The sequence below is a fragment of the Paenalcaligenes sp. DL 463 genome, assembly GCF_057475185.1.
In genome coordinates this window covers 238,311-261,411 of sequence record NZ_JBYBKX010000003.1, presented here as the reverse complement: position 1 = coordinate 261,411, position 23,101 = coordinate 238,311, and the positions used below count along the sequence as shown (strand labels likewise).

Below are 23,101 nucleotides of genomic sequence, written 5' to 3'. Positions count from 1 at the left end.
CTTGTCAAGCGGTGTTTTACGTCGTAAAACCCAATTGAGCCGCTACTGCTCAAACCTCTCGTAAACCAAAACCTGCTACCCCTGCACACCCACTAAACTGCCTGATGCGCTAAGAAGCAAAACGTTTAGGTTTACGTCCCTGCTTGGTACTACCTACCACCTGCTACTTGCCTTGTTCTGGCTAGCGACATAAGCGCTGCTGGAAAAGCCAAGCCTTGAACTATAGCACCGCATTTCAATCTGTGTCAACTGTTTTTTAAGGCAACAAAAACAAAAGAAAGAAATGCCCTTGATTCACACGTCTTGTTTGGGAACTGCCCTGAGGGCTACGTTGAAACAAATCGGAGAACAAAGGTGCTGCGTGAACCTAGGGTTAACCCTGTGTTGGTGCAGCAGAGAAAGAGAACTATAGCACCCTCATTTAACCCTTGGCAAGGGGAAATGATGATTTTTAGCGTAAATAAATCGCCCTTTTACGCCTACGCCCATTAAGCTATTGATTTATCGACTGAATTTATTTTAACCAAGTGAAAAATAGTTTCTCAGCCAACGACTCCCACAAGAGAAAGTGATTTTTTATCGCTCTGTCTTCGCGCTAAAGCCCTCTCTTAAACCCCAAGCAATGCTAAATGGTAATTTGTATGTACTCTTTCATTGTATTGAGTACAAAACTAGTCTGCATCTCAACCTCCTCCTCGTGGCGCATTAGCGTATTGATTGCAAAACTTGCGAACGCCTCTAAATTAGAAACCCGGATCCGCAATAGACAATCCATGTTTCCTGACATCGCGAAACATTCCTCTACTTCAGGCCAATCTTGTACGGCCTGAGTAAATGCCTTATACACATCGCCCGAACCGGGCCCTCCTTTTCTTAGGCGTATTGAGACATATGCTGATAACCCCTTCCCTACCTTCGCACCGTCGACAATCGCCACATAACGCTTGATCACCCCTAAATCTTCCAAGCGCCTGACTCTTCTCAAGCAAGGACTAGGCGAGAGAGCAATCTTCTCTGCCAAGTCCTGATTACTGAGACGGGCGTCCTGTTGCAGGTAATGCAGTATTTGACGATCGGTTTCATCCAGATGTAGCTCTGTCATGACGTGATCCCTTTAACTTATAAATGGGAAATGAGCAGTAGCCTTAATTTACCTTTAGTCACCTGGTACGTCTGCTAGGGGCTTCTACGTAGGAAAGAGCCCCAAAACCAAATCAGCTGGTCGGAAAAACGCTTATTTTTTAATTAATGCTTTAAAACGGCTTTGAAATGCCGCAACCTTCGGTTTAATGACGAATTGGCAGTACCCTTGCCCCGGATTTAGCTCGTAATAATTTTGGTGTATGAGTTCTGCGGGCCAAAAACGAGCGGCCTCACGAATTTGCGTCACCACAGGAACCCCCAAAGCCTGCTCGATTTCGGGAATCATGTTCTGAACGTCTTCGCGCTGCTCTGAGTTTTGGCAAAAAACGGCAGAGGCGTACTGTGGCCCTACATCGTTACCTTGGCGATCAACTGTTGTCGGGTCGTGAACGGCAAAAAACACGGTTAACAAATCGGTAAATGAAATCTGCTCAGGGTCGAATCGGATTTGTATGACCTCAATATGTCCGGTAGCCTTCCCGCACACCTCTTCGTAGCTGGGGTTTTCTGTTTTCCCCCCTGCATAGCCAGGCAAAACCTGAGTCACCCCTTTTAGTTTATTGAACACAGGCTCGATGCACCAAAAGCACCCCCCTCCGAATACTGCGATGTTAGACATAACTATCTCCAAACTCAGGCTTCATTTACGAGTGACTCAACTGATCACTGTGGATCGCGGTATCATTTACATTCCACGAATTCTCTATGGCGATCATGCTAATACACCCTCAGTTTAATCCTATCGCACTACAACTTGGGCCCATCGCTATTCATTGGTACGGCCTAATGTATTTACTTGGCTTTGCCCTCGTGTGGCTACTTGGGAATTCTCGCATACGTCAGGGGAATGCTCCCGTGACAAAACAGGGCTTAGAAGATTTAATTTTCTACTGTGTTGCGGGCGTCGTCATTGGTGGTCGCTTAGGCTACGTACTTTTCTACAAGCCCGAATACTACCTGTCTAACCCCCTTGAGATTTTATATGTATGGCAAGGAGGCATGGCCTTTCATGGCGGATTACTGGGCGTATTAGCCGCTATCGCGCTTTATGCCAAAAAAATCAATGCCCGTTTTTTCACGATCAGCGACTTCTTAGCACCACTTATACCTTTAGGTTTAGCCGCCGGCCGATTGGGTAATTTCATTAACGGCGAACTTTGGGGCCGCGCCACTCAGGTGCCTTGGGGGATGGTGTTTCCACAAGCACAAGACGGAGGAATTATTAGACACCCATCACAACTGTATCAAATGGGCCTAGAAGGTATAGCGCTCTTTATTATTGTGTGGTGGTTTAGTTCGAAACCACGTCCGCTAGGGCAAACCAGCGGTTTATTCTTAATGGGATACGGCGTATTTCGGTTTTTAGTGGAATTCACGCGCGAGCCCGACGAGTTTCTGGGCTTACTTTCGGCGGGCCTATCAATGGGACAGATGCTATCCATCCCAATGATCGCCCTGGGTGCAATTATTTTTGGTTTTGCAGATAAATGGAGCCGTTCACCGAAACACTGATGTCTTCGGTACCACTCTCTAAGGCCAAACTTTCTTTGCTAGCGGCGGACCCAACAGAGTCGCTAGCCATCATGACTGCTTGTCGAGCCATCGGACGATAATTCGCCCCCGACCCACCGACATTCACATCTTTATACCGATATGCACTGAAGCCCATATTTTCGGCGATCACCTGAGCGCGCTCTTGGAAATTCGTAATAGCTTCTTTCAATAAGGCCTTCTCATGCTCAGCTCTTGCTTTGGGGGAAACAGAGAAATTCAAACGGGACACAGACATACGGTCACTGAACTGCGTGGCTAGCTTCCCAGCAGCGGGAATATCCTGGGACTCAAGCTTTAACTCTGCTCGACCTCTCCAGCCCGATATAGAGCCTTGTCGGTTACTTGTGGGATAAACCTGATAACTGCTACTACTGACCTTAACCACATCTTGCTGTTTCGCTTCGGTAAGCACAGAGTCTACCGCTTTACGTAGTTGCTCATCGACTGCAGCTTGGGTCGGCTCATTAAACTCGGCAGCAATATAAATGGAAACGGTATCTTGCTGAACCTCGGTAATGGCCTCAGATTGCAAGCTCACCACAGGCGGTCGTTTCGAAAGGTAGGCTTCGTCATTGCTTGATGAGGCTTGGGCCACAGCGACGAACGAACCACTAGCGACCATTGCCGCAATAACAAGTACAGTGGAGCGAGTTAACTTTTTAACCATGAGTAGACTCCAGATAAAAATAAAGCCTGCCAAATGGCAGGCTTTAAAAGATTTGCCCCACCTATGCCGTCAAGGCCGGCATCCTGGGAACCGAAGGTCCAAAGATTGGCTGCCATCATATAAGCTTCGGGTTCGCTAACGAGTAGCGATCTCTCCTACTTATAAATCCAGCAGCCTGATGCCAAAAGCATTGGTTCAAGGAATATATGGCCACGTCACGAACACGGCAGGGACTTAGACTGTAGCTTAACACTAGACCTTAGGTGCAGTGTTAATCAAAATGTTATCGAACTGTAGAGTCTGCACCAATTACTTGGTCTATTAATTGGTGCATGTCTTCTATTTTACCTTTGAAATCGCCTAATGCAACGTTACCAAGTGGACCATCTGGCGCACGTACGGATAATAACTCGATCGCGATTTGAATAGCGGCCATCACGGCGATACGTTCGTTACCCGTTACCCGACCGCTTTCTTGAATGCGCTGCATACGTCGATCTACGTGAGAGACCGCCGCCAACAGCCCTTCTTTTTCAGAGGGCGCACACGCCAGCGAATAATCTCGACCCAATAATGATATATCTACGCGTTCCATGTGTTATTCCTGAGGTGGATTACCGGGCAAGCGTAGCAAAATCGATGAGACTTGTTCGCGAGCATTTTCCGCCACACTGCGCAGTGCGCGCGTCTGGTCTTGGCTGAGTTCTAACTGGCTTCGTAGTTTAGCCGATTCATCTTGGTGCTGAACCAGCTCGACAAACAAGGCCTCTTGCACTTGCTCGGCCTGTTTTTTTGCGGCTTCAACCTCAGCTTGATGACGTACAGAGACCTCGGCCACCGCCGCGTACTCGTTCTGCTGTTTTTCTAGTGTGTCGCGAAGCGTGTCGCGCTCGCTTTCCAGTGTTTTCAGACGTGCAAGCAAAGATGCACGCTCGGCTTTAAGCTGGCCCGTGTAAGAAGCGAGCTTACTGATACGATCAGCGAGGTTGTTGAGATCCTGCAGCATAGGCGATGTCGTTTGCAATGAAACTCTCGAAAATCAGTTAAAAACACATAGGCATCATAACCGCTGGATGCGACTTTGAAACAGCATTGAGCCTAACACTTATGTAACCAAATTGTAATGCCCTGCCCTTCCATAGCTATTCTAAACTAGACAAAGCATTACGTGCACAGGCATTATCACTGGATTTGAAAACAATACGTAATCGCTTATACCGCGATAGCGCGTCGTATCCTTATCGTTATTGAGAGTTAGCTATGTCGTCAGTACAGAAAAAAATGTATGCTCCTTTGCCTCCCGCTAAGGTCGCATTTATCGGTCTTGGTGTGATGGGCTACCCCATGGCGGGCCATCTGGCCAAAGCAGGAAACCACGTGACGGTCTACAACCGTACCACCGCGCGGGCAGAGCAATGGCAGCAAGAGTTCGGCAATCATTATGCTACGACGCCTGCGCTCGCCGCCAAAGATGCTGATTTCGTGTTTTTCTGTGTGGGTAATGACAACGACCTACGCGAGGTGGTTACAGGGATTGAAGGTGCACTTAAGGGTGCTAAGCCGAGCGCACTGTTCGTTGATCACACCACCGCTTCTGCTCAGGTCGAACGTGAGCTCTCTGCGCTTTGCGCCGAGTCAGGCGTGGACTTCATTGACGCCCCCATCTCCGGCGGGCAAAGCGGCGCAGAAGCTGGAAAACTGAGTATTATGTGCGGTGGCACCGAGGCCCTGTTTCAAAAAGCTCTTCCCTATCTTGAGATCTACGGCAATACCATTGAGTTACTGGGTCCCATTGGCTCAGGCCAGTTATGCAAGATGGTGAATCAAATTTGTGTGGTGGGTGTACTGCAAGGACTGTCCGAGGCCTTAGCCTTCGGAGAAACCGCCGGCTTGAACATGGAGCAAGTGGTTAAGGTGATCGGCGGTGGAGCCGCAGCAAGCTGGCAAATGCATAATCGTAGTCAGACCATGCTGAAGCGTGAGTTTGACTTTGGCTTTGCCGTTGACTGGATGCGTAAAGACTTAGGTTTGGTCCTTGATGAAGCACGACATAATGGCGCTCGCTTACCCTTGACCGCACTAATCGATCAACTTTATGCACAGGTCCAAGACGAAGATGGCGGGCGCTTCGATAGCTCCAGCCTCATTACTTTGCTAGGAAAGAAAAGCCATCGCACCACATAGCTTGTGAACGTAACGACGCCATCATGGCATCGTTACGAGGTTTTCACTAATCGGACGGCGTCACCAACGTTTTCGGTGTGTATTCGACCCTAGTGCCATGGTGTACGCGTTGACGCAAATATCGAGTTTCTTGTCGATGTTTTTGGTTAAACAACAACCCTGAGAGCTCATTTAAAGCCTGAAGGTAGACATCTCGCTTAAAATCGATCACAGCATCAAGCGGAACCCAGTACTGGCTCCAACGCCAAGCGTCGAATTCGGGCGTAGACGAACTACGTAAACTAACATCGCTATCGCGGCCAACCATGCGCAACAAAAACCATATTTGCTTTTGTCCCTTATAGTGTCCACGTGAATCGCGGCGCACAAAGTGATTAGGTACGTTATAACGCAACCAATCGCGAGTCCGTCCTAAAACGCGTACGTGCTCTGGGAGCAATCCGACTTCTTCGTGAAGTTCACGATACATGGCTTGCACCGGACTTTCACCATATCGAATACCACCCTGTGGGAATTGCCAGGCATGTTCACGAATCCGCTTTCCCCAAAACACTTCATTCTTGCGATTCGCAAGAATAATACCAACGTTAGGACGGTAGCCTTCACGATCTAACATAGGCCACCTCTATACAAATTCAATACAATTACTGCTAATTATACGTATCACACGAGTTCACTACCATGCATGCTAGTCAGTATCACATTAATACCTTAAAAGAAGCCCCTGCAGAAGCCGATGTCAGCAGCCATAAATTGATGACTCGCGCGGGGATGATCCGTAAAGCGGCAGGAGGCATTTACTCCTACATGCCGTTAGGATTAAAGGTTCTTCGTAAAATCGAAGGCATCGTTCGGGAAGAAATGGACCGAGCCGGAGCGCTCGAACTACTTATGCCTATCGTGCAGCCCGCAGAGCTTTGGGAAGAGACTGGCCGCTGGGAAGAGTACGGCGCTGAGCTATTACGCATCAAAGACCGCCACAATCGAGACTTTGTGCTTCAGCCCACATCGGAAGAGGTCGTGACGGACATCGCACGAAATGAAATTCACAGCTGGAGACAACTGCCCGTCAATTTCTATCATATTCAAACGAAATTTCGTGATGAGCGCCGCCCCCGTTTCGGATTAATGCGCGGACGCGAGTTCACCATGAAAGACGCTTATTCGTTTGACCGTGATGCCGAGACAGCCCAAGCCAGTTACGACAACATGTTTAACGCTTACATGCGAATTTTTGAACGCTTAGGCTTGAACTTCAGGGCCGTTGCTGCGGACACGGGATCAATCGGCGGCTCACGCAGTCATGAGTTTCAGGTTATTGCCGATACAGGCGAAGATGAAATCGTCTATAACCCCGACTCTGACTACGCCGCCAACATTGAGCTAGCCGCTGCCCCTTGCCTAATCGCTGAACGCGCAACGGCTCAAGAGGCTTTCACCAAAACCGAAACACCGAATGCGCCCAAGTGCGAGCTGGTTGCAGAACAACTAGGCCGCCCTTTGACAGACACCGTTAAATCCGTCGTCATGGCCACAGATAACACAACCGAGGAAGGTGGTGAAGCCACTATCTGGTTGCTTCTTGTGCGTGGTGATCACGAGGTCAATGAAATCAAAGTGGCAAAACTTCCGGGTTTTGAACAGGGTGCTCGACTTGCTACTGATACAGAGATTCTTGCGACATTTGGTTGTCAACCCGGTTATCTTGGGCCGATCAATACCGTGAAGCCTGTGAATGTTATTGCCGACACCACCGTCGCCAACATGAGCGACTTTATCTGCGGGGCAAATGACGAAGGCTACCACTACACAGGAATCAACTGGGGCCGCGATTTAGCCGAGCCGACTGTGGCGGATTTACGCAATGTTGTGCACGGGGACCCCGATCCAACGGGTGGCTCGTTAGCGATACAACGCGGTATTGAAGTTGGGCATGTCTTCTTTTTAGGCGATACCTACTCTAAGAAGCTTCAAGCTACCTTTTTAGACACCGACGGCAAGCCTCGGCTTATGCAGATGGGCTGCTATGGTATTGGCATCAGCCGTATTGCCGCTGCCGCCATCGAGCAAAACCATGATGACAAAGGTATTATCTGGCCTCGCGCCATCGCTCCTTTTGAAGTGGTCATCTGCGGCTTAGGACTACATAAAAGCGAAACCGTGCGAGAGCACGCCGAATCGCTGTACACGCAGTTAAAAGCCCAAGGGATAGACGTGATTCTTGATGACCGTGATACTCGCCCCGGCGTGATGTTTGCCGATTGGGAGCTTATCGGCGTACCCGTACGCGTTACTATCGGAGATCGTGGCTTAAAAGAAAACACCATCGAAGTACAAACTCGTCGCACTGGCCTTAACGAAAAGGTTGCTCCGGAACAAGCCGTCGACGCCGTGCTAAAAGCCCTTGAAGATTGCTAATACCATCACCAGCAATGCCTAAGCATTGCTGGTTTTTTTAGCGATGGTGCGATTGGATAACTCTTCTTACTTACCCTCGATTACAAAGACATGCCAGTTGATAAGACAAGCACTGACTCCACACTGTATATTCGCGTATATTACGAAGACACTGATGCAGGTGGCATCGTGTTTTATGCGAACTACTTAAAGTTTTTTGAGCGGGCCCGCACAGAGTGGTTACGCTCTTTAGGCATTAATCAATCTGACATGGCAGCAGCAACAGGGCAAATCTTTGTGGTTAAAGATGTTGAAATACAATATCGTAAGCCAGCAGGACTGGATGACTTACTTTGTATACACAGCGCCATTACTCATATCGGTGCAGCCTCGGTAACGTTCCATCAACGGGCAACGCTGTCTGAGGAACTGTTATGCGAAAGCACCATCCAAGTAGTTTGCGTGGATGCCATAACACGACGACCTGCGAAATTTAATCACGACCTACGTTTATCTTTGGAAAAGGCGCAAGACTGATCATGCAACCAACAGGCGACCTGTCGCTACTGACACTTCTACTCGATGCTAGCGTGCCCGTTCAACTGGTAATGCTCTTATTACTCGGCATTTCCATTCTTTCCTGGGCCTACATTTTTAGTAAGCGCGCCTCATTAAAACGGGCCCACGAACAAACTCGTCGATTTGAAGATGATTTTTGGACGGGCGGTGACTTAAGCGTGTTGCAACAAGCCATTCACACCCGCCGCGACGAGCATGGCGCATTAGCCCGCATTTTCGAATCGGGTATGACCGAATTTTTAAAAGCCCGACGCAGTGGCACCCAAAAGGGCGAGGCCTTACTTGATGGTCCAAGACGAGCAATGCGAGCCACCTATCAACGTGAACTTGACTCGCTTGAGACGAACTTAAGCTTTCTGGCCTCGGCTGGGTCGGTAAGCCCGTATATTGGGCTACTTGGCACCGTATGGGGCATTATGCATGCCTTTATTGGCTTATCTGGCGCCCAGTCAGCCACGCTGGCCTCTGTGGCTCCCGGTATTGCTGAAGCGCTAATCGCTACCGCCATTGGGCTTTTTGCAGCCATTCCGGCAGTGGTTGCTTATAACCGCTACACAACCGAGATCGATCGCTTATCGATTCGCTTTGACGGCTTTATCGACGAGTTTTTGAATATTTTACAGCGTCAGGTTCAATAATGCCCTCTATCCGTGCAAGTACTGGCCGCGGTCGGCGCCGCTTAAAGAACGATATTAACGTCGTACCCTATATTGACGTTATGTTGGTGCTGCTCGTGATCTTTATGGTGACTGCCCCCATGATTACTCCCGGCATCATCGATCTTCCTACCGTTGGACAAGCATCGGAAGTTCCAGCAGCCCCGATTGAAGTACAAGTCGACCAAGACGGTGCGCTATCGATACGTCTACGAGACGGTAGTGCCGAATTTCATAACATCAATAAAGACAATCTTATTGATGAAGTTAAATTGTTAGCACTCAATGAGAACCCAGTGGTTATTGCGGCTGATGGAAAGGTGCCCTACGAGACCGTCATGGAATTGATGGATCAACTTCGCTCCAGCGGCTTTACTCGCTTAGGATTCTTAGTGAATCAAGACGAGTAGACTTAAGGATCGCGTGTAGGCTACCCCTTCTTTGTGCTTAACGTCGTTATTTTGTAGGCCTAGATTGTCTATATTGAATTGAATGAAGCTACGTAATCGTCCTACTAAGAACCAACTGAACCGCACTCCTGAAGAGCAAGACGAGCGCCGCGGCCTACTTTACGCCGTGGGCTTGCATGCCATCTTAGCGCTTGCCGTGATGCTCAGTCTGTTTTCCTCTCCTAAATCTCCGAATCCCATCCAAATTGAACTGTGGGCCGAGGGTGATGTTGCTTTCGCTGAGAACACAGAGTTGCCAGTTGAAGAGCCTACCGTCGAAGAGGAGGTTGAGCCTGAGCCCACCCCTGAGCCAGAACCCGAGCCCGAGCCGACTCCAGAACCACCACCTACCCCCGACCCAGAGCCAGCTCCGCCACCGGTCGAACCTGAGGTGGATCCTGACATCGCTTTAGAAGAAGCGAAAAAGAAGAAAGCAGAGCAAGAACAAGAGGCTGAGAGAAAAGCACAACAAGAAGCCGAACAAAAAGCCAAAGCCGAAGCTGAGCGTAAAGCACAACTAGCCGCTGAGCAAAAAGCGAAAGCCGAGGCAGAAGAGCAGGCAAAACAAGAAGCTGAGCGTAAAGCAAAAGCTGAAGCCGAACAAAAGGCGAAGGAAGAAGCCGAACGTAAAGCGAAGGTAGCGGCAGAACAAAAAGCCAAAGAAGAGGCTGAACGCAAAGCTAAAGCCGCTGCAGAACAGAAGGCCAAAGAAGAAGCAGAGCGTAAGGCTAAGGCAGAGGCCGCTCGCAAGGCTGAAGCGGCACGTAAAGCCAAAGCCGCCGCAGAGCAGAAAGCTAAGGAAGATGCCTTTAGAGCCGCCATGTTGGGTTCAGGCCAGCAAGCAGCGGGTGCCGCCGGCGGTACATCTGATCGCAACCAAGTGGGCGGTGGCGGCGGTAACGATGGTTACGGCGCCAAGGTTCGCGCCTGCGTGCGTCCGAATGTGGTCTATAACACCCCTGCTCGCGAAGGAACGAACAATCCAACGTTACAATACCGTGTTGATCTGAATAATGATGGCACAGTACGGAACGTACGAATTTTAAGATCGTCCGGCATTAACTTATTTGACGATGCCGTTCAAAAAGGAATAGCGAAGTGTTCGCCATTCCCTAAACCGCCTAGTGGTAAGTATCCATCTTATATTGATGGTCAGTATCGAATGTATGAATAATCAGGAGAGAGCAAACATGACTGCAGCCAATTCAGCCAAGGTTACCGTCCGCCGTCGTTGGCGTGCGATAACCGCAGGGCTATTTGCCGTTGCGGCTGGTCTGTTTACCAGCCAAGCAAACGCCCAATTACGCGTCGATATATCCGGCGTTGGTGCGACTCAATACCCCATCGCTATTGCAGACTTTGCCGATAATGCAAATGTTCAATCTATCGCCGAAGTCATTCGAGCTGACCTTAGCCGATCAGGGCAATTTCAGCTGATTAATGCGACTGGCGCTGGCCTCAATGCCGACAGTACGATTGCCCACGACGACTGGAGAAATCGCGGTGCTGATTACCTCGCTTATGGATCAGTGAACCAAAATGGCGGGCAATACACTATTCAATACCGTTTAGTAGACGCCGTAAATCGCGCTGAATTGGACGGCATCGCCTTTGCGGGCTCAGAAAAAGAATTGCGTCGTATCTCACATCAAATTGCTGATCGTATTTACGAAAAAATCACGGGTGTCCGAGGAGTGTTTTCGACGCGCATTGCCTACGTGTTGCAAACCGGCAACAGCTATGAGTTACAAATTGCAGACGCTGACGGACAAAATCCACAGGTCATGCTGCGATCAAAACAATCAATTATTTCTCCCTCTTGGTCTCCTGATGGTTCCCAACTTGCTTATGTTAGTTTCGAAGCTGACAAGCCCGTGGTGTATGTACAAACTTTAGCCACAGGTAAGCGCGAGCCCATCGCAAACTTTAAAGGCAACAACAGTGCGCCCACATGGGCTCCTAGCGGGAACCAGCTAGCCGTGGTGCTTTCACGCGATGGCATCTCGCAGATTTACACGATCAACCCAGATGGTTCCGGTCTACGCCGTGTGATGCGCTCACCTTTGATCGATACCGAGCCCTCCTACACCCCTGACGGTGGTTCTATCGTGTTCACAAGTGACCGTGGCGGTAACCCACAAATCTATCAAGCTCCTGTCGCAGGAGGCGAGGCGCGACGTATTACCTTCAATGGAGGTTACAATATCTCACCTGAGGTCTCTCCCGATGGTAATAACCTTGTATACGTTACACGCAGAAATGGCGCTTACCGTGTTGCCACCCAGGATATGGCAACAGGCGCTGAGCAACTTCTGACCACGGGACCTGACGATCAGTCACCCAGCTTTGCCCCCAACGGCATGCAGATACTTTACAGTTCTGTTCAAGGTGGGCGCAGCGTTTTAGCGGTGACTTCAGTAGACGGCCGTGTAAGACAGACGTTGTCTTCGCTTAACGGCAAAGTACGTGAACCCACCTGGGGCCCGTTTACTAACTAACATTCTGTGTGACTCTTTTTTAAAGGAACTCTGCTGATGAGCTCGCGCATTTTTAAAGGTTTCACCCTAGCCGCTGTGGCTATGGCTCTTGCTGCATGTAGTTCTGTACCGCTTGATGAAAGTGGCACAGGCACAGGCACCGGAAGTGGTACTGGTTTTGATTCATCAACTGGTCAAGTTATGGATCCATTCAACCCACAAAGCCCACTAGCACAGCAACGTTCGGTCTATTTTGACTTCGACAGCTATGTCGTACCAGATCAGTACCGCAGTCTTGTAGAGATGCACTCTGGTTACCTGAGCAGCAATCCTCAGCAAAACATTCGCGTCGAAGGTAACGCCGACGAACGGGGTGGCGCAGAATACAACTTGGCTTTAGGTCAGCGTCGTTCTGAAGCGGTTGCACGCATGATGAGCCTGCTTGGCGTTAATGCTAATCAAGTTGAAGCAGTCAGCTTTGGTAAAGAGCGTCCTAAAGCTTTGGGTAATACCGAAGCCGACTACGCTGAAAACCGTCGTGCTGATATCGTTTACCAGCGCTAATCTACGGTAGCTGGTTTACACTAACGCCGTAGCGGGATAATTCCGCTGCGGCGTTTTTATTTACACGGAACAATCGATGAGTCTACTTAAACTGCCCTTGCGACGATTTACCGTAGCCGCGCTTAGCAGCATCGGCTTACTGCTCGCGCTACCTGCACATGCTTTTGCTGACGACGAGGCGCGACGCGCCATTATTGAATTACGTCAACAAGTACGCCAAACCAATGAACAGAACCAGCAGATTCGTCTTCGAATGGCTGATGAAATCGAAACGTTGCGCCAAGAAGTTGCAAAATTACGAGGCAAAGTCGAGACACTCAACTGGCAAAACGCGCAAAACCAGCCTGAAGCCGACGCTAGCCAAGCCGTATTTAACGACCCACAAGAACAAGCCGCTTATGAAGGGGCAATGGATTTATACCGTAGCGGTCAATACCCACAAGCCGCGGGCGGTTTTGCTGCATTTATGGACGCTTACCCGAATAGCACGCAGTTAGACGAGGTGCGTTTCTACGAAGGCAGCAGCTTGTATGCCTCACGTAATTTCGATGCCGCCATACAAAAACTTCAAGCTTTAGTTCAGAGTAGCCCCCAAGCGCCACGCGCGCCCGATGCCTTGATGGTGGTCGCCTCCAGTCAGGTTGAGAAGAACGACCTTGCTGCTGCCCAGCAAACCCTACAACGCATTGTTAACGACTACCCTGAGTCCGCCGCTGCCGACACCGCGCGCAGTCGTCTCGATCTACTCCAATAAGTTAGGACACAACTCGCATAAATAGCCCTGTTCTACTAACAGGGCTATTTAATGTGTGAGAATGAGGTCGTTAAACGCTATCCATGCATAAAAAATGTCTTGTTCATGGCGAAGCTGTGTTTTATGAAGAGTTAGGTCAAGGCAGCCCTGTCGTATTACTACACGGTTCGCTGTGTGACTATCGTTATTGGCGTTGGCAAATTAAGGCCTTATCCGAACACCATCGGGTCATCGCTCCTAGCTTGCCGGGCTACTGGCCCGCTTTAGATCTGCATCACTTCAGCACACCCAGTCAAACGGAATTGATTGAAGGCCTGCTTAGCCAGCTTGTGCCCTCGGAACCCTATCATCTACTTGGACACTCTAGAGGCGCTCAAGTCGCGCTGCAGCTTTCCATGCAATCATCAGAGTCGTTAGCGTCGCTTACTCTTGCAGACCCTGGTTTTCGTCTACCTGACGATGAGGCGTACTCGCCCGTGATTCACGACACCCTAGCGTTGCTGGAGCAAGGAGACACCGAAGCCGCACTAGCCTTATTCATCGACACGGTCAATGGCCCCGACACCTGGCGGCAAATGGTAGGCTGGTTTAAAACCATGGTGCGCGAGAATGCACCCACCTTGGCAAAGCAAGCGCAAGAGCAGCACTTTATGCTGGATTTAGAAGCGTTAAAGCAAAAAACATTTCCCGCATTACTGCTTAGTGGTCAACATAGCCCTGCCCGTTACAAGCGCTGTATAGAGGCTGTAAAGCAGCAGCTACCACATGCTTATACCCTTACTATTTCTCAAGCGGCACACGGTATGAATCTGGCCAACCCTAAGGCATTCAATCAAAGTGTGTCTCGGTTTTTTAACGCCGTTGATCAACGCCAGACTGGACGGTAAAAAAGCCCTCATACCGTATCTTTTTGAAGTATGAGGGCTTTGCGCATTATTAGTTATCACATAAAAGTGAAGCAGCGAGACTATTAATGCGTTGCAGAACGTGCTCCCGGCGCTTTTACCGCACATTGCGCCACGACTTTCTGCTGATTATCGAACAACAGTTCCAAATCTACCTGCTCACCCACACTGACTGCGGAGACAGGCCTTTCTAACATGGCATGATACCCGCCAGGCTTGAACTCAAGAGACTCACCTGCTTCGATCTTAATGTCATCGGCCATTTTCATTTTTGCCATACCATCTTCATCGACAGTTTGGTGAAGCATCAAATCGTCATACTGTGTTGAGTTAGCAGCTAACAACGTAATGGCTTCCGTACCGTTGTTTTTCACTACAAAATACCCAGCTGATGGGGCAGGTGTGGGTATATTACGAATCCAGCAGCCTTCTACTTCAATCAATGTGGAAATCGCCGCCGACGCAAACTGCGCCGTGTAATCGGTATGATGATGAGCGTGTTCATGGGCATGATCGTGGTCGTGGTCATGACCGCAATGCGCTGCAGCAACTGAAGTAAAAGCCAATGAGGCAGCAAGCACTGCATATACCGTTGTTTTTTTCATGTTTAGTCCTTTTGGATCAAAATAGTAGCTACGCTGTAGACGAACGATGACTGCCTGCATTTATTGTGAGGACGTGTGATCGTTTCGTTGCATGCTCATGGTGAAACAGGAAGGACTGGTGGAGCCCGTGCCCCTAGAGGCGGCCCGTCATTTTGCTGCGGTCTAATTAATCGCCAAGCACATAACAGCGTGAACCACAGCAGCATCGCTTGCCAAGTCACAATTGCGCCCCCTGTATCAAGCAGGGCTGACTTGTTTAACACCGATGCAAACACACAATCTACGCTAATATGCTCATCGTGCGAGTGCGGTGCCGTGGGCAATTCAAAAAACTGCTGTGCTTGAGTAGAGAGACCCGTTATGCAGAAGCTAAGGTTGGGCAAGAAGGACGTTGAACCCGTTGCAGAGGGCATAAAACCCACGGGTATGATGGCGCGCAACGAGACACTTAATAGCAATAAACATGCGATTAAATAATGTCCGGTTTTTATCGAATAATGACGACGCCCTTTGCTCATACGGCAAAGTGTACTATGAGTAAAAATAAAAAAAACAGGCAATATTTGCTTTTATGGATTCGTAGCACAAGACAATGACAGCCCCTATCACTCCTTACTCGTGGCTAAGTGAAACCAGAGCCTCATTGCGCTTAGGCTCGCCATTAATTCTGACCAATCTAGCCCAAATTGCCCTCTTAACGACCAATGTCATTTACATGGGTTCTTTAGGCAAAAGCGAATTAGCAGCGGGATCGCTAGCGGGTAGCTTGTATCAGGCTTGTATGATTTTTAGCTTGGGGCTGGTGTCGGCCACCATTCCGATGCTAGCTACAGCACTAGGCAAGTCGCGTGATGAGATAACCCCTATTCAAGAAATCATGCGCCATGGCTTTTTAACGGCGTTGTTAGTTAGCTTGCCTTTTTGGCTATTGCTCTGGCATGCCGACCACGTGCTGTTGGCCTTTGGTCAAAACCCTGAAACGGTAGCGCAAGCGATGGACTATATGCACAGCTTGCAATGGTCCCTACTACCCTATCTGGGCTATATCGTTTTACGGTCATTATTGGCAACGCTAGAGCGGCCCTTATGGACCCTAGCCGTTGCCACTGCCGCCATTGTGCTAAATGCCTTTTTAGGTTGGGTTCTGGTGTTCGGAAACCTCGGCGCTCCCGCTTTAGGAATACGTGGTGCAGGTCTCGCCAGTACGCTTTCTAGCACTTGTATGTTCATTGGTATGCTTCTGGTCGTGCGCTTCAATCGCCAATTTCATCATTACTTGATTTTTAATAACTGGTGGCACTTCAGGCTGCATAAGCTAATGGAGCTATTGCGTTTAGGGGTTCCAATAGCCATTACCTTTACCCTCGAGACGTTGGTTTTTTACGCAGCCGTTATGATGATGGGCTTAATTGGCGAAGTCTCTTTAGCCGCTCATGCGATTGCGATTCAAATTTGCACCATCTCGTACATGTTCCCCTTGGGCTTCGGCCAAGTGGCTACCATCCGTGTAGGACTAGCGGCGGGGCGTGCCGACCCTGTTGCGGCAACGGGAGCAGGCTGGGTCTCATATACCTTGGGGGTCAGTTGTATGGGGGTGGCCGCTCTGGTTATGTGGGTGGCTCCGGAATGGCTAATACAATTTTTTATCGATATAGGCGATCCAGCAAACCAGGCCGTCGTAATCACCGCAACACAATTCATCTTTTTCGCAGCGCTGTTTCAGCTTACTGACGGCGCTCAGGCCGTTGCTGCAGGTATGCTTCGCGGTCTGTATGACACCCGCACACCAATGCTATTAGCGTTGGTGGGCTACTGGATCATTGGCGTTCCGATTGGTGCCCTTTTTGCGTTTGGTTTTAATATGGGCGGGGTGGGTATTTGGATTGGACTCGTAATCGGCTTAGCTGTGGTTGCCCTGCTGCTAACCCTACGATGGATGAAACACAGCAAACGTTTACACGAACGCACGTATGTACAGTAAGACCTAAATAAAAAGGAGGGTGCAATGTAAGCACCCTCCTTTTTGCACTATGGCATTAACTCGACACCCTTAAAGTAGCTCTTTGCGTAACTGCGCTGCACTTTTTGGAGACAATAAACCTGGTGCCACATCGAAGACTGTTTTAGCGCCGTAACGTCCTTTTGCTTTCAAACGATAAGCAGCTCGGGCATAGGCCACCAACACACTGGACGTAAACTCTGGGTTACTGGCCAAGGTTAATGAGTACTCAATTACCTGATTACTGCCTGCTCCCGATCGCCCGCTTCGGATCACAAAGCCACCATGCGGCATGGTGGAGTGCTCGGCTTTCAGTTGATCTTCGGTAATGAAATACACGGTGGTGTCGTAATCGGCAAAATAATCGGGCATCGTAACAATCGCATTGCGTACGGCGTCTTCGCTGGCCCCTTGCTCGAGCACCACGTAACACTCACGACGGTGTTTCTCACGTGTGCTAAGTTGAGGAGACTCACCTTTACGTACGCTATCGATAGCTTCCTGCACCGGTAAGGTGTATTGCACACCAGCCTTCACACCTTCTACACGGCGCACGGCATCAGAATGCCCCTGACTTAAACCCTTACCCCAAAAGGTGTAAGTATCGCCTTCAGGCAACACGATTTCGCCTGCTAAGCGATTCAGTGAGAAAAGACCTGGGTCCCAGCCTACCGCAATAATTGATGTGTTTTCGGCATCACGTGCCACGGCATCAACGGCTGCGTAATAATCTGGAATTTTGGCATGGGTATCAAAGCTATCGACCGTACTAAACCAGCGAGCCAGCTCTGGACCCTGTTTAGGCAAATCGTCTTTAGAGCCACCGCACAAAATCAGTACATCGATCTGATCTTGATACTGCTCGATATCATCCATTTTATAAGTAGGTATATCCGGACTTACAAGCTTCACTGTATCGGGCTCACGGCGGGTAAACACACCGACCAAGCTCATATCAGGATTTTGCGCTAGCGCTAACTCAACACCGCGCCCTAAATTGCCATAACCGACAATACCGATTCGGATGGGATCGCTCATAAATAGTCCTTAAATATACAAAAATTTGACCTGCGTCTTAATACTAAACAATGATGGGTTAGCGATCAAACGCCATTTTTGCTGCAAACCCTAAAAATAGAACTCCGACTGCAGCATTCGCCATACTGACAATACGAGGACGCCTTCTAAAGCCATCGGCTAATCGCGTTCCGCCGATGATAAGCGCCGATAAATACAGCACACTAAATAGCTGTAAAAAGAGGCCTAACACCAAGAAAGCCAGCCAGGGATGGCCTTGGGTTGGATCAACAAACTGCACCAAAAACGACAGCAGAAACACAATGGCTTTAGGATTCATCAAGCTAAGCGTCAGCGCTTTGAGAAAACGGCTTTCGGTTGGCTTTTTAACCGTACTGAGACGTTGATGATCGAAAACAGGTGCTGGCTTGTATAACGACCACAATATCCGCACACCTAAATAGGCTAAGTAACAGGCACCTACCACTTTAAGTGTATAAAAAAGCACCGGTAAGGCTTTTAGCACAGACGCAGCGCCACCCGCTGCCAACACCAATAAAATGGTATCTCCAACAAAAATACCCGAAGCTGCCTTATACCCCTCTTTCAGATTTTGAGAAGCTGCGGTAGCCAAGACGTATAAAGAGTTGGGCCCCGGCAATACGATGATTAATGCCGCCCCTATTAAATAGGTACCCAAGTTAACCACACCTATACTCTCTAACAACTTTCGGCCTCTCGTCTGAATAAAACCATCATCTTAATATTTTACGCTTAGCTAATTGCCTGCGTCTTTAGCGCAACAAAAAACCGACAATAAATGTCGGTTTTACTGGCTGCTCTTTTCACTAGGAATTACGCAAGTGCCTCAGCAGATTCTCGCATGCTACCTTCACGCTGATATCTTAAGTGCCAAGAGAACGCTTCTTCAAGTAAGTGAGGAGTATGGCCGCCGCGTGAACAGGCACGTTCAAAGTAATCTGCCATTCTAGCCTGATAATCAGGATGCACGCAGTTTGCGATGATCAGTGCTGCTCGCTCACGGGGGGCTAAGCCACGTAGATCTGCTAACCCGCATTCGGTAACCAGCACATCCACATCGTGCTCAGAATGATCAACGTGTGAAACCATCGGCACTACTCGGCTAATATCACCGTCTTTAGCCAGAGACTTTGTCACGAAGATAGAAAGGTGCGCATTACGCGCAAAATCACCCGATCCACCGATTCCGTTCATCATGTGCGAACCGCTAACATGGGTGGAATTCACGTTACCGTAAATATCAAACTCTAAGGCCGCATTAATGGCAATAATGCCTAAGCGTCGCACCACTTCGGGATGGTTACTGATTTCTTGCGGACGCAGCACTAATTGGTTTCGATAATGATCCAAATTATTGAGGACACGCTGCATCACCGGCGCAGACAAGGTCATGGACGACGCCGAGGCAAACTTCAAATGCCCAGAGTCTAATAAACTGACCGCACTGTCCTGCAGCACTTCAGAATACATGGTGAGGTTCTTAAAATCGGACAATGCCAAACCATACGTCACCGCATTCGCGATAGTGCCAATACCCACCTGTAGAGGCAGTAACTCTTGGGTTAATCGCCCCGCTTTGACTTCACCCTCTAAGAAGCTCACCACATGCGCGGCAATGGCGTTGGTGTCGGCATCAGGCGGTAAGGCGTTTGAGGGACTATCCGGCATATCCGTAAAAACAATTGCCGCAATACGTTCGGGGTCTACGGCGATGGCTGTGTCGCCAATACGCTGTGCGACATCCGTTAACGCGATAGGCTGGCGATGAGGTCGCTCAGCTGGTAGATAAATATCGTGAACCCCTTCTAACGCCAGCGGCATGCTCAGGTTAATTTCCACGATGACGTGCTTTGCTTGTGCTACGAAGCTGGCCGAGTTTCCCACCGAAGTGCTGGGAACAATCGCACCGCTTTCCGTAATGGCTACTGCTTCGATAACCGCGATATCAATAGGGTATCCACCTTGCGAACGCAACATTTCCGCAGGCTGAGACAGGTGATGGTCACAAAACATAACCTCACCCGCATTGATCTTTTTCCGTAACACGGAATCGACTTGGAAAGGTGAACGACGAGCCAAAAGACCCGCTGAGGCCATCAGCGCATCACTATCATTTCCTAGTGAGGCTCCGGTAAGCAAGTTAATACTGAATGGCGTTTTCGAGGCGCGGGCAGCCAAAGCAACTGGCATCGCTTTACTGTCTCCTGCTCGTGTGAAACCACTCATGCCTACTGTCATACCTTCTTGAAAAAGCTCGGCCGCTTTTTCGGCTGACATCACTTTACTATTCAGTGCTGCTAAACGTATACGTTCGTGAGACAAGTCGCTCTCCTTATTATCATGCTTTGATTTCAGCATATCATCGCCATTATGACTAAAATGATTGAAAACCATGCCAAATAGGAATGACTAAGGAGTGGCCCGTGAATGTACGCGCATTACGCTATTTTATCGAAACCGTGAAGCATAAAAGCTTTACCAAAGCCGCTCTTCATCTGGGCGTCACCCAATCCACCGTTAGTAAGATGGTGCGCCAACTTGAGGACGAGTTTGGCGAAACATTGATTATTCGAGACGCTAAGGGCTTCTTATTAAGCGATGCCGGAAAAGTGATACTGGATCGTGGTGTGGACGTACTACACAGCATTGAACGACTTCGCTCTGATGTGCTTGCTACGCAATCGTTAAAACAAGGAGTGCTGCGGCTGGGTATTCCACCCATGATTAACTTGCTGTTTACTGATGTACTACACAAATTTTCGTCGTTATACCCTGATATTGACCTGCATATCCAAGAATTACCGGGCCCTGCAATTGAACAGCACGTAGCCTCGGGAGAGCTTGAGATGGGTTTTAGTATTTCACCGGTAGCATCTGAACTTGCCATCAGCGCTAGAACCGTCGCTTCTCATTCTGTTTGGGCCCTCGCCACCGAAAATACCTTTAGCGGCAACACCAAAAAAATCAGCTTGAACGAATTAGCTCCGCTACCCCTTATTTTTTTGAATGATGACTTCGGCCTAACCCGCTTGTTACGAAAGGCATTCACACAAAACGGCGTTACCCCGACTATCGTCGCCCAAAGTAGTCAATGGGATTGGGTGGTTTCAATGGCCACCTCGGGCTTAGGCGTTGCCCTGTTGCCCGAGCCCTTCTTATCAAGAATTCAACACCCTCCGGCACAAATGGCTGAAATTATTGAGCCCGCACTACGATGGGAGGTGGTGCATGTGTGGAATAGCGCGTACCTATCACTGGCCGCTAAGGCGTGGTTAAGCTGTTGCGAATCAGTGCTAGGTGGACAGTGGTTGCCACCCGAGTTACTCGACAACGATTGATCGCCCCCCGTAGCGCAGAATATAAAACCCCCAGCACAATAATGTACTGGGGGTTTTATTAACCATACACGTTCAAGCTGGCTTAAGCCGCTGTGGTTTCTTCTTCCTCTATTGAAACCGAACTACGTATTAAGTGGTCAAAGGCACTTAGTGCAGCCGTTGCACCCTGTCCAGCAGCGACGATAATTTGCTTGTACGGTACCGTTGTGGCGTCACCTGCTGCAAATACACCTTTTACCGATGTCTGCGCACGATCATTCACGTTGATCTCACCATACTGAGTGAGATCTACAGCACCTTTTAGCCACTCGGTATTAGGTACTAAACCGATCTGTACAAAAATACCATCAAGGGTCACTTCGTGACTGTCGCCCGAGTTTCGGTCGGTGTAGCTCAGTGCCGTAACCTTACTACCGTCACCAATCACTTCGGTGGTTTGCGCATTGGTCAACACCGTGACATTCGGCAAACTACGCAGCTTACGCTGTAGAACACCGTCAGCACGTAACTCGTCGCCGTACTCAAGCAAGGTAACACTTTTCACGATACCGGCGAGGTCAATTGCAGCCTCTACGCCCGAGTTACCACCCCCTACAACTGCTACGTCTTTACCTTTATATAAAGGACCGTCGCAGTGCGGGCAGTAGGCAACACCTCGGTTACGGTATTCTTGCTCGCCATTAACCCCCAACTCGCGCCAGCGGGCTCCGGTAGCTAGAATTACCGATTTAGCCTTCAACACACCACCGTGAGACAACTTGACCTGAATTTGTTCACCAGGAATCAATTCTTCAGCACGCTGCAAATTCATGATGTCCACGTCGTACGTTTTCACGTGTTCTTCTAAAGCTGTGGCAAATTTCGGGCCATCTGTTTCGATTACCGAAATATAGTTTTCAATGGACATGGTATCCAACACTTGGCCACCGAAACGCTCGGCGACAACGCCAGTACGTATTCCTTTACGTGCAGCATAAACAGCTGCCGCAGCGCCAGCGGGGCCGCCCCCTACAATTAACACATCGTAAGGATCACGCTCGTTAATGGCAGCAGCTTGGGCGTCGCTATCACCTGCATCAAGCTTCGCAAGTAACTCTTCAACACTTGCACGGCCATAATGGAACGGCTCGCCATTCAGGTAAACGGCAGGTACAGACATAACCTCGCGCTTAGCCACTTCTTCCTGATTAACCGCACCATCAATCGCAACATGACGAATACGCGGGTTTACCACTGACATCGCATTAAGTGCCTGCACCACGTCAGGGCAATTCTGACAACTTAATGAGTAGTAGGTTTCGAAGACGAAGTCGCCTTCAAGACTTTGAATTTGTTTAACGGTAGCTTCGTCGAACTTGATTGCATGACCGCCAACCTGCAATAGTGCTAGTACTAGCGAGGCGAACTCATGCCCTAAAGGAATACCAGCGAACGCAACACTGATATCGGAATCTACACGGTTAATTTTAAATGATGGTTTACGCTCGTCGTTATCAGTTTCTTCACGGTAAGCGATTTTATCGGACTGCTCTGCAATCTGATTCAACAGTTGACGCAATTCGAGAGACTTTTCTCCATCATCTAGAGACGCAACAATCTCGATCGGTTGCGTGATTTTTTCTAAGTACGCTTTAAGCTGATTAACTAAGTTTGCATCTAACATATGATGGCCCCTCTCTGGCATATAAATGACTATGTTCTGGAAAAATAACTCCTGTAGGGCCTGACCCGAAGGTCAGGCTTAGGTCGCTACCTACAAGGCGATAACCTA

Annotated in this window: 25 protein-coding genes and 1 other RNA gene; 13 read left to right on the top strand and 13 right to left on the bottom strand. The window is 49.2% G+C overall.

Features of this window, described 5'->3' with window-relative positions; translation table 11 throughout:
• Positions 1-625: 625 nt before the first annotated feature.
• Both AC2UZI_RS12835 and msrA read right to left on the bottom strand, forming a co-directional pair.
• Positions 626-1,102, bottom strand: a complete 477-nt coding sequence (locus AC2UZI_RS12835; RefSeq protein WP_486944270.1) for an Lrp/AsnC family transcriptional regulator — start codon at positions 1,100-1,102, stop codon at positions 626-628.
• 132 nt (positions 1,103-1,234) lie between these two features.
• The gene (gene msrA, locus AC2UZI_RS12830; RefSeq protein ID WP_486944269.1) at positions 1,235-1,762 is read right to left on the bottom strand and encodes a peptide-methionine (S)-S-oxide reductase MsrA; all 528 of its coding nucleotides are present in this window, start codon (positions 1,760-1,762) and stop codon (positions 1,235-1,237) included.
• A 95-nt stretch (positions 1,763-1,857) separates the two neighbouring features.
• Here msrA and lgt point away from each other — a divergent pair, with 95 nt between their 5' ends.
• Entirely contained in the window at positions 1,858-2,655 is a 798-nt protein-coding gene (gene lgt, locus AC2UZI_RS12825; RefSeq protein WP_486944277.1) for a prolipoprotein diacylglyceryl transferase, read from the top strand.
• Here the strand turns inward: lgt and AC2UZI_RS12820 are convergent.
• From AC2UZI_RS12820 to AC2UZI_RS12805, 4 genes are all read right to left on the bottom strand, one after another.
• Entirely contained in the window at positions 2,609-3,364 is a 756-nt protein-coding gene (locus AC2UZI_RS12820) for an SIMPL domain-containing protein (protein ID WP_486944268.1), read from the bottom strand. The genes lgt and AC2UZI_RS12820 overlap by 47 nt on opposite strands.
• A 50-nt stretch (positions 3,365-3,414) precedes the next feature.
• A non-coding RNA gene (ssrS, locus tag AC2UZI_RS12815) (6S RNA) lies at positions 3,415-3,600 on the bottom strand.
• 47 nt (positions 3,601-3,647) lie between these two features.
• Positions 3,648-3,959 carry a cell division protein ZapA gene (locus tag AC2UZI_RS12810; RefSeq protein ID WP_486944267.1) on the bottom strand — a complete coding sequence of 104 codons (312 nt, stop codon included), beginning with the start codon at positions 3,957-3,959 and terminating at the stop codon, positions 3,648-3,650.
• Between the two features lie 3 nt (positions 3,960-3,962).
• On the bottom strand, positions 3,963-4,370 hold the full coding sequence (locus AC2UZI_RS12805; RefSeq protein ID WP_486944266.1) for a hypothetical protein: 408 nt from the start codon (positions 4,368-4,370) through the stop codon (positions 3,963-3,965).
• A 254-nt stretch (positions 4,371-4,624) separates the two neighbouring features.
• On the opposite strand from AC2UZI_RS12805, the gene AC2UZI_RS12800 reads away from it, so the two are divergent.
• Positions 4,625-5,548: an NAD(P)-dependent oxidoreductase gene (locus AC2UZI_RS12800; RefSeq protein ID WP_486944265.1), complete on the top strand. Its 924-nt coding sequence runs from the start codon at positions 4,625-4,627 to the stop codon at positions 5,546-5,548.
• A 46-nt stretch (positions 5,549-5,594) separates the two neighbouring features.
• On the opposite strand, the gene AC2UZI_RS12795 is transcribed toward AC2UZI_RS12800, so the two are convergent.
• Positions 5,595-6,164, bottom strand: coding sequence for an RNA pyrophosphohydrolase (locus tag AC2UZI_RS12795; RefSeq protein WP_486944264.1), 570 nt, complete (start codon positions 6,162-6,164; stop codon positions 5,595-5,597).
• A gap of 65 nt (positions 6,165-6,229) precedes the next feature.
• Here AC2UZI_RS12795 and AC2UZI_RS12790 point away from each other — a divergent pair, with 65 nt between their 5' ends.
• The 9 genes from AC2UZI_RS12790 (at position 6,230) to AC2UZI_RS12750 (ending at position 14,311) form a co-directional block, all read left to right on the top strand.
• Positions 6,230-7,966 carry a proline--tRNA ligase gene (locus AC2UZI_RS12790; RefSeq protein WP_486944263.1) on the top strand — a complete coding sequence of 579 codons (1,737 nt, stop codon included), beginning with the start codon at positions 6,230-6,232 and terminating at the stop codon, positions 7,964-7,966.
• A gap of 90 nt (positions 7,967-8,056) precedes the next feature.
• On the top strand, positions 8,057-8,482 hold the full coding sequence (gene ybgC / locus AC2UZI_RS12785; protein WP_486944262.1) for a tol-pal system-associated acyl-CoA thioesterase: 426 nt from the start codon (positions 8,057-8,059) through the stop codon (positions 8,480-8,482).
• Positions 8,483-8,484: 2 nt separating this feature from the next.
• Positions 8,485-9,162 (top strand): protein TolQ, encoded by a 678-nt coding sequence (gene tolQ / locus AC2UZI_RS12780; RefSeq protein ID WP_486944261.1) that lies wholly within the window; start codon positions 8,485-8,487, stop codon positions 9,160-9,162.
• The gene (locus tag AC2UZI_RS12775; protein ID WP_486944260.1) at positions 9,162-9,590 is read left to right on the top strand and encodes an ExbD/TolR family protein; all 429 of its coding nucleotides are present in this window, start codon (positions 9,162-9,164) and stop codon (positions 9,588-9,590) included. The genes tolQ and AC2UZI_RS12775 overlap by 1 nt, the downstream gene beginning before the upstream one ends.
• An 82-nt stretch (positions 9,591-9,672) precedes the next feature.
• Positions 9,673-10,803: a cell envelope integrity protein TolA gene (gene tolA, locus AC2UZI_RS12770; RefSeq protein ID WP_486944259.1), complete on the top strand. Its 1,131-nt coding sequence runs from the start codon at positions 9,673-9,675 to the stop codon at positions 10,801-10,803.
• Positions 10,804-10,819: 16 nt separating this feature from the next.
• Entirely contained in the window at positions 10,820-12,127 is a 1,308-nt protein-coding gene (gene tolB / locus AC2UZI_RS12765) for a Tol-Pal system beta propeller repeat protein TolB (protein WP_486944258.1), read from the top strand.
• A gap of 36 nt (positions 12,128-12,163) precedes the next feature.
• Positions 12,164-12,670, top strand: coding sequence for a peptidoglycan-associated lipoprotein Pal (gene pal, locus AC2UZI_RS12760; RefSeq protein ID WP_486944257.1), 507 nt, complete (start codon positions 12,164-12,166; stop codon positions 12,668-12,670).
• 76 nt (positions 12,671-12,746) lie between these two features.
• A complete protein-coding gene (gene ybgF, locus AC2UZI_RS12755; protein ID WP_486944256.1) occupies positions 12,747-13,424 on the top strand; it encodes a tol-pal system protein YbgF in 678 nt (225 codons plus the stop codon).
• 83 nt (positions 13,425-13,507) lie between these two features.
• Positions 13,508-14,311, top strand: a complete 804-nt coding sequence (locus AC2UZI_RS12750; RefSeq protein WP_486944255.1) for an alpha/beta fold hydrolase — start codon at positions 13,508-13,510, stop codon at positions 14,309-14,311.
• Positions 14,312-14,394: 83 nt separating this feature from the next.
• Here AC2UZI_RS12750 and AC2UZI_RS12745 read toward each other — a convergent pair whose 3' ends face one another.
• Both AC2UZI_RS12745 and AC2UZI_RS12740 read right to left on the bottom strand, forming a co-directional pair.
• The gene (locus AC2UZI_RS12745) at positions 14,395-14,934 is read right to left on the bottom strand and encodes a copper chaperone PCu(A)C (protein WP_486944254.1); all 540 of its coding nucleotides are present in this window, start codon (positions 14,932-14,934) and stop codon (positions 14,395-14,397) included.
• A 95-nt stretch (positions 14,935-15,029) separates the two neighbouring features.
• On the bottom strand, positions 15,030-15,452 hold the full coding sequence (locus tag AC2UZI_RS12740) for a hypothetical protein (RefSeq protein ID WP_486944253.1): 423 nt from the start codon (positions 15,450-15,452) through the stop codon (positions 15,030-15,032).
• A 74-nt stretch (positions 15,453-15,526) separates the two neighbouring features.
• Here AC2UZI_RS12740 and AC2UZI_RS12735 point away from each other — a divergent pair, with 74 nt between their 5' ends.
• Positions 15,527-16,915 (top strand): MATE family efflux transporter, encoded by a 1,389-nt coding sequence (locus AC2UZI_RS12735; protein WP_486944252.1) that lies wholly within the window; start codon positions 15,527-15,529, stop codon positions 16,913-16,915.
• A gap of 69 nt (positions 16,916-16,984) precedes the next feature.
• Here AC2UZI_RS12735 and AC2UZI_RS12730 read toward each other — a convergent pair whose 3' ends face one another.
• From AC2UZI_RS12730 to scpC, 3 genes are all read right to left on the bottom strand, one after another.
• Positions 16,985-17,971 (bottom strand): diaminopimelate dehydrogenase, encoded by a 987-nt coding sequence (locus AC2UZI_RS12730; RefSeq protein ID WP_486944251.1) that lies wholly within the window; start codon positions 17,969-17,971, stop codon positions 16,985-16,987.
• A gap of 58 nt (positions 17,972-18,029) precedes the next feature.
• Positions 18,030-18,677, bottom strand: coding sequence for a leucine efflux protein LeuE (gene leuE / locus AC2UZI_RS12725; RefSeq protein ID WP_486944250.1), 648 nt, complete (start codon positions 18,675-18,677; stop codon positions 18,030-18,032).
• Positions 18,678-18,805: 128 nt separating this feature from the next.
• Positions 18,806-20,314 carry a succinyl-CoA:acetate CoA-transferase ScpC gene (gene scpC, locus AC2UZI_RS12720; protein WP_486944249.1) on the bottom strand — a complete coding sequence of 503 codons (1,509 nt, stop codon included), beginning with the start codon at positions 20,312-20,314 and terminating at the stop codon, positions 18,806-18,808.
• A gap of 101 nt (positions 20,315-20,415) precedes the next feature.
• Here scpC and AC2UZI_RS12715 point away from each other — a divergent pair, with 101 nt between their 5' ends.
• Positions 20,416-21,330 (top strand): LysR family transcriptional regulator, encoded by a 915-nt coding sequence (locus AC2UZI_RS12715; protein WP_486944248.1) that lies wholly within the window; start codon positions 20,416-20,418, stop codon positions 21,328-21,330.
• A gap of 82 nt (positions 21,331-21,412) precedes the next feature.
• Here AC2UZI_RS12715 and ahpF read toward each other — a convergent pair whose 3' ends face one another.
• Entirely contained in the window at positions 21,413-22,993 is a 1,581-nt protein-coding gene (gene ahpF, locus AC2UZI_RS12710; RefSeq protein WP_486944247.1) for an alkyl hydroperoxide reductase subunit F, read from the bottom strand.
• Between the last annotated feature and the right edge of the window lie 108 nt (positions 22,994-23,101).

Excerpts from the sequence above, each read along its gene's own strand:
- AC2UZI_RS12835 (WP_486944270.1), bottom strand. The coding sequence starts at position 1,102 with ATGACAGAGCTACATCTGGATGAAACCGATCGTCAAATACTGCATTAC.
- msrA (WP_486944269.1), bottom strand. The coding sequence starts at position 1,762 with ATGTCTAACATCGCAGTATTCGGAGGGGGGTGCTTTTGGTGCATCGAG.
- lgt (WP_486944277.1), top strand. The coding sequence starts at position 1,858 with ATGCTAATACACCCTCAGTTTAATCCTATCGCACTACAACTTGGGCCC.
- AC2UZI_RS12820 (WP_486944268.1), bottom strand. The coding sequence starts at position 3,364 with ATGGTTAAAAAGTTAACTCGCTCCACTGTACTTGTTATTGCGGCAATG.
- AC2UZI_RS12810 (WP_486944267.1), bottom strand. The coding sequence starts at position 3,959 with ATGGAACGCGTAGATATATCATTATTGGGTCGAGATTATTCGCTGGCG.
- AC2UZI_RS12805 (WP_486944266.1), bottom strand. The coding sequence starts at position 4,370 with ATGCTGCAGGATCTCAACAACCTCGCTGATCGTATCAGTAAGCTCGCT.
- AC2UZI_RS12800 (WP_486944265.1), top strand. The coding sequence starts at position 4,625 with ATGTCGTCAGTACAGAAAAAAATGTATGCTCCTTTGCCTCCCGCTAAG.
- AC2UZI_RS12795 (WP_486944264.1), bottom strand. The coding sequence starts at position 6,164 with ATGTTAGATCGTGAAGGCTACCGTCCTAACGTTGGTATTATTCTTGCG.
- AC2UZI_RS12790 (WP_486944263.1), top strand. The coding sequence starts at position 6,230 with ATGCATGCTAGTCAGTATCACATTAATACCTTAAAAGAAGCCCCTGCA.
- ybgC (WP_486944262.1), top strand. The coding sequence starts at position 8,057 with ATGCCAGTTGATAAGACAAGCACTGACTCCACACTGTATATTCGCGTA.
- tolQ (WP_486944261.1), top strand. The coding sequence starts at position 8,485 with ATGCAACCAACAGGCGACCTGTCGCTACTGACACTTCTACTCGATGCT.
- AC2UZI_RS12775 (WP_486944260.1), top strand. The coding sequence starts at position 9,162 with ATGCCCTCTATCCGTGCAAGTACTGGCCGCGGTCGGCGCCGCTTAAAG.
- tolA (WP_486944259.1), top strand. The coding sequence starts at position 9,673 with ATGAAGCTACGTAATCGTCCTACTAAGAACCAACTGAACCGCACTCCT.
- tolB (WP_486944258.1), top strand. The coding sequence starts at position 10,820 with ATGACTGCAGCCAATTCAGCCAAGGTTACCGTCCGCCGTCGTTGGCGT.
- pal (WP_486944257.1), top strand. The coding sequence starts at position 12,164 with ATGAGCTCGCGCATTTTTAAAGGTTTCACCCTAGCCGCTGTGGCTATG.
- ybgF (WP_486944256.1), top strand. The coding sequence starts at position 12,747 with ATGAGTCTACTTAAACTGCCCTTGCGACGATTTACCGTAGCCGCGCTT.
- AC2UZI_RS12750 (WP_486944255.1), top strand. The coding sequence starts at position 13,508 with ATGCATAAAAAATGTCTTGTTCATGGCGAAGCTGTGTTTTATGAAGAG.
- AC2UZI_RS12745 (WP_486944254.1), bottom strand. The coding sequence starts at position 14,934 with ATGAAAAAAACAACGGTATATGCAGTGCTTGCTGCCTCATTGGCTTTT.
- AC2UZI_RS12740 (WP_486944253.1), bottom strand. The coding sequence starts at position 15,452 with ATGAGCAAAGGGCGTCGTCATTATTCGATAAAAACCGGACATTATTTA.
- AC2UZI_RS12735 (WP_486944252.1), top strand. The coding sequence starts at position 15,527 with ATGACAGCCCCTATCACTCCTTACTCGTGGCTAAGTGAAACCAGAGCC.
- AC2UZI_RS12730 (WP_486944251.1), bottom strand. The coding sequence starts at position 17,971 with ATGAGCGATCCCATCCGAATCGGTATTGTCGGTTATGGCAATTTAGGG.
- ahpF (WP_486944247.1), bottom strand. The coding sequence starts at position 22,993 with ATGTTAGATGCAAACTTAGTTAATCAGCTTAAAGCGTACTTAGAAAAA.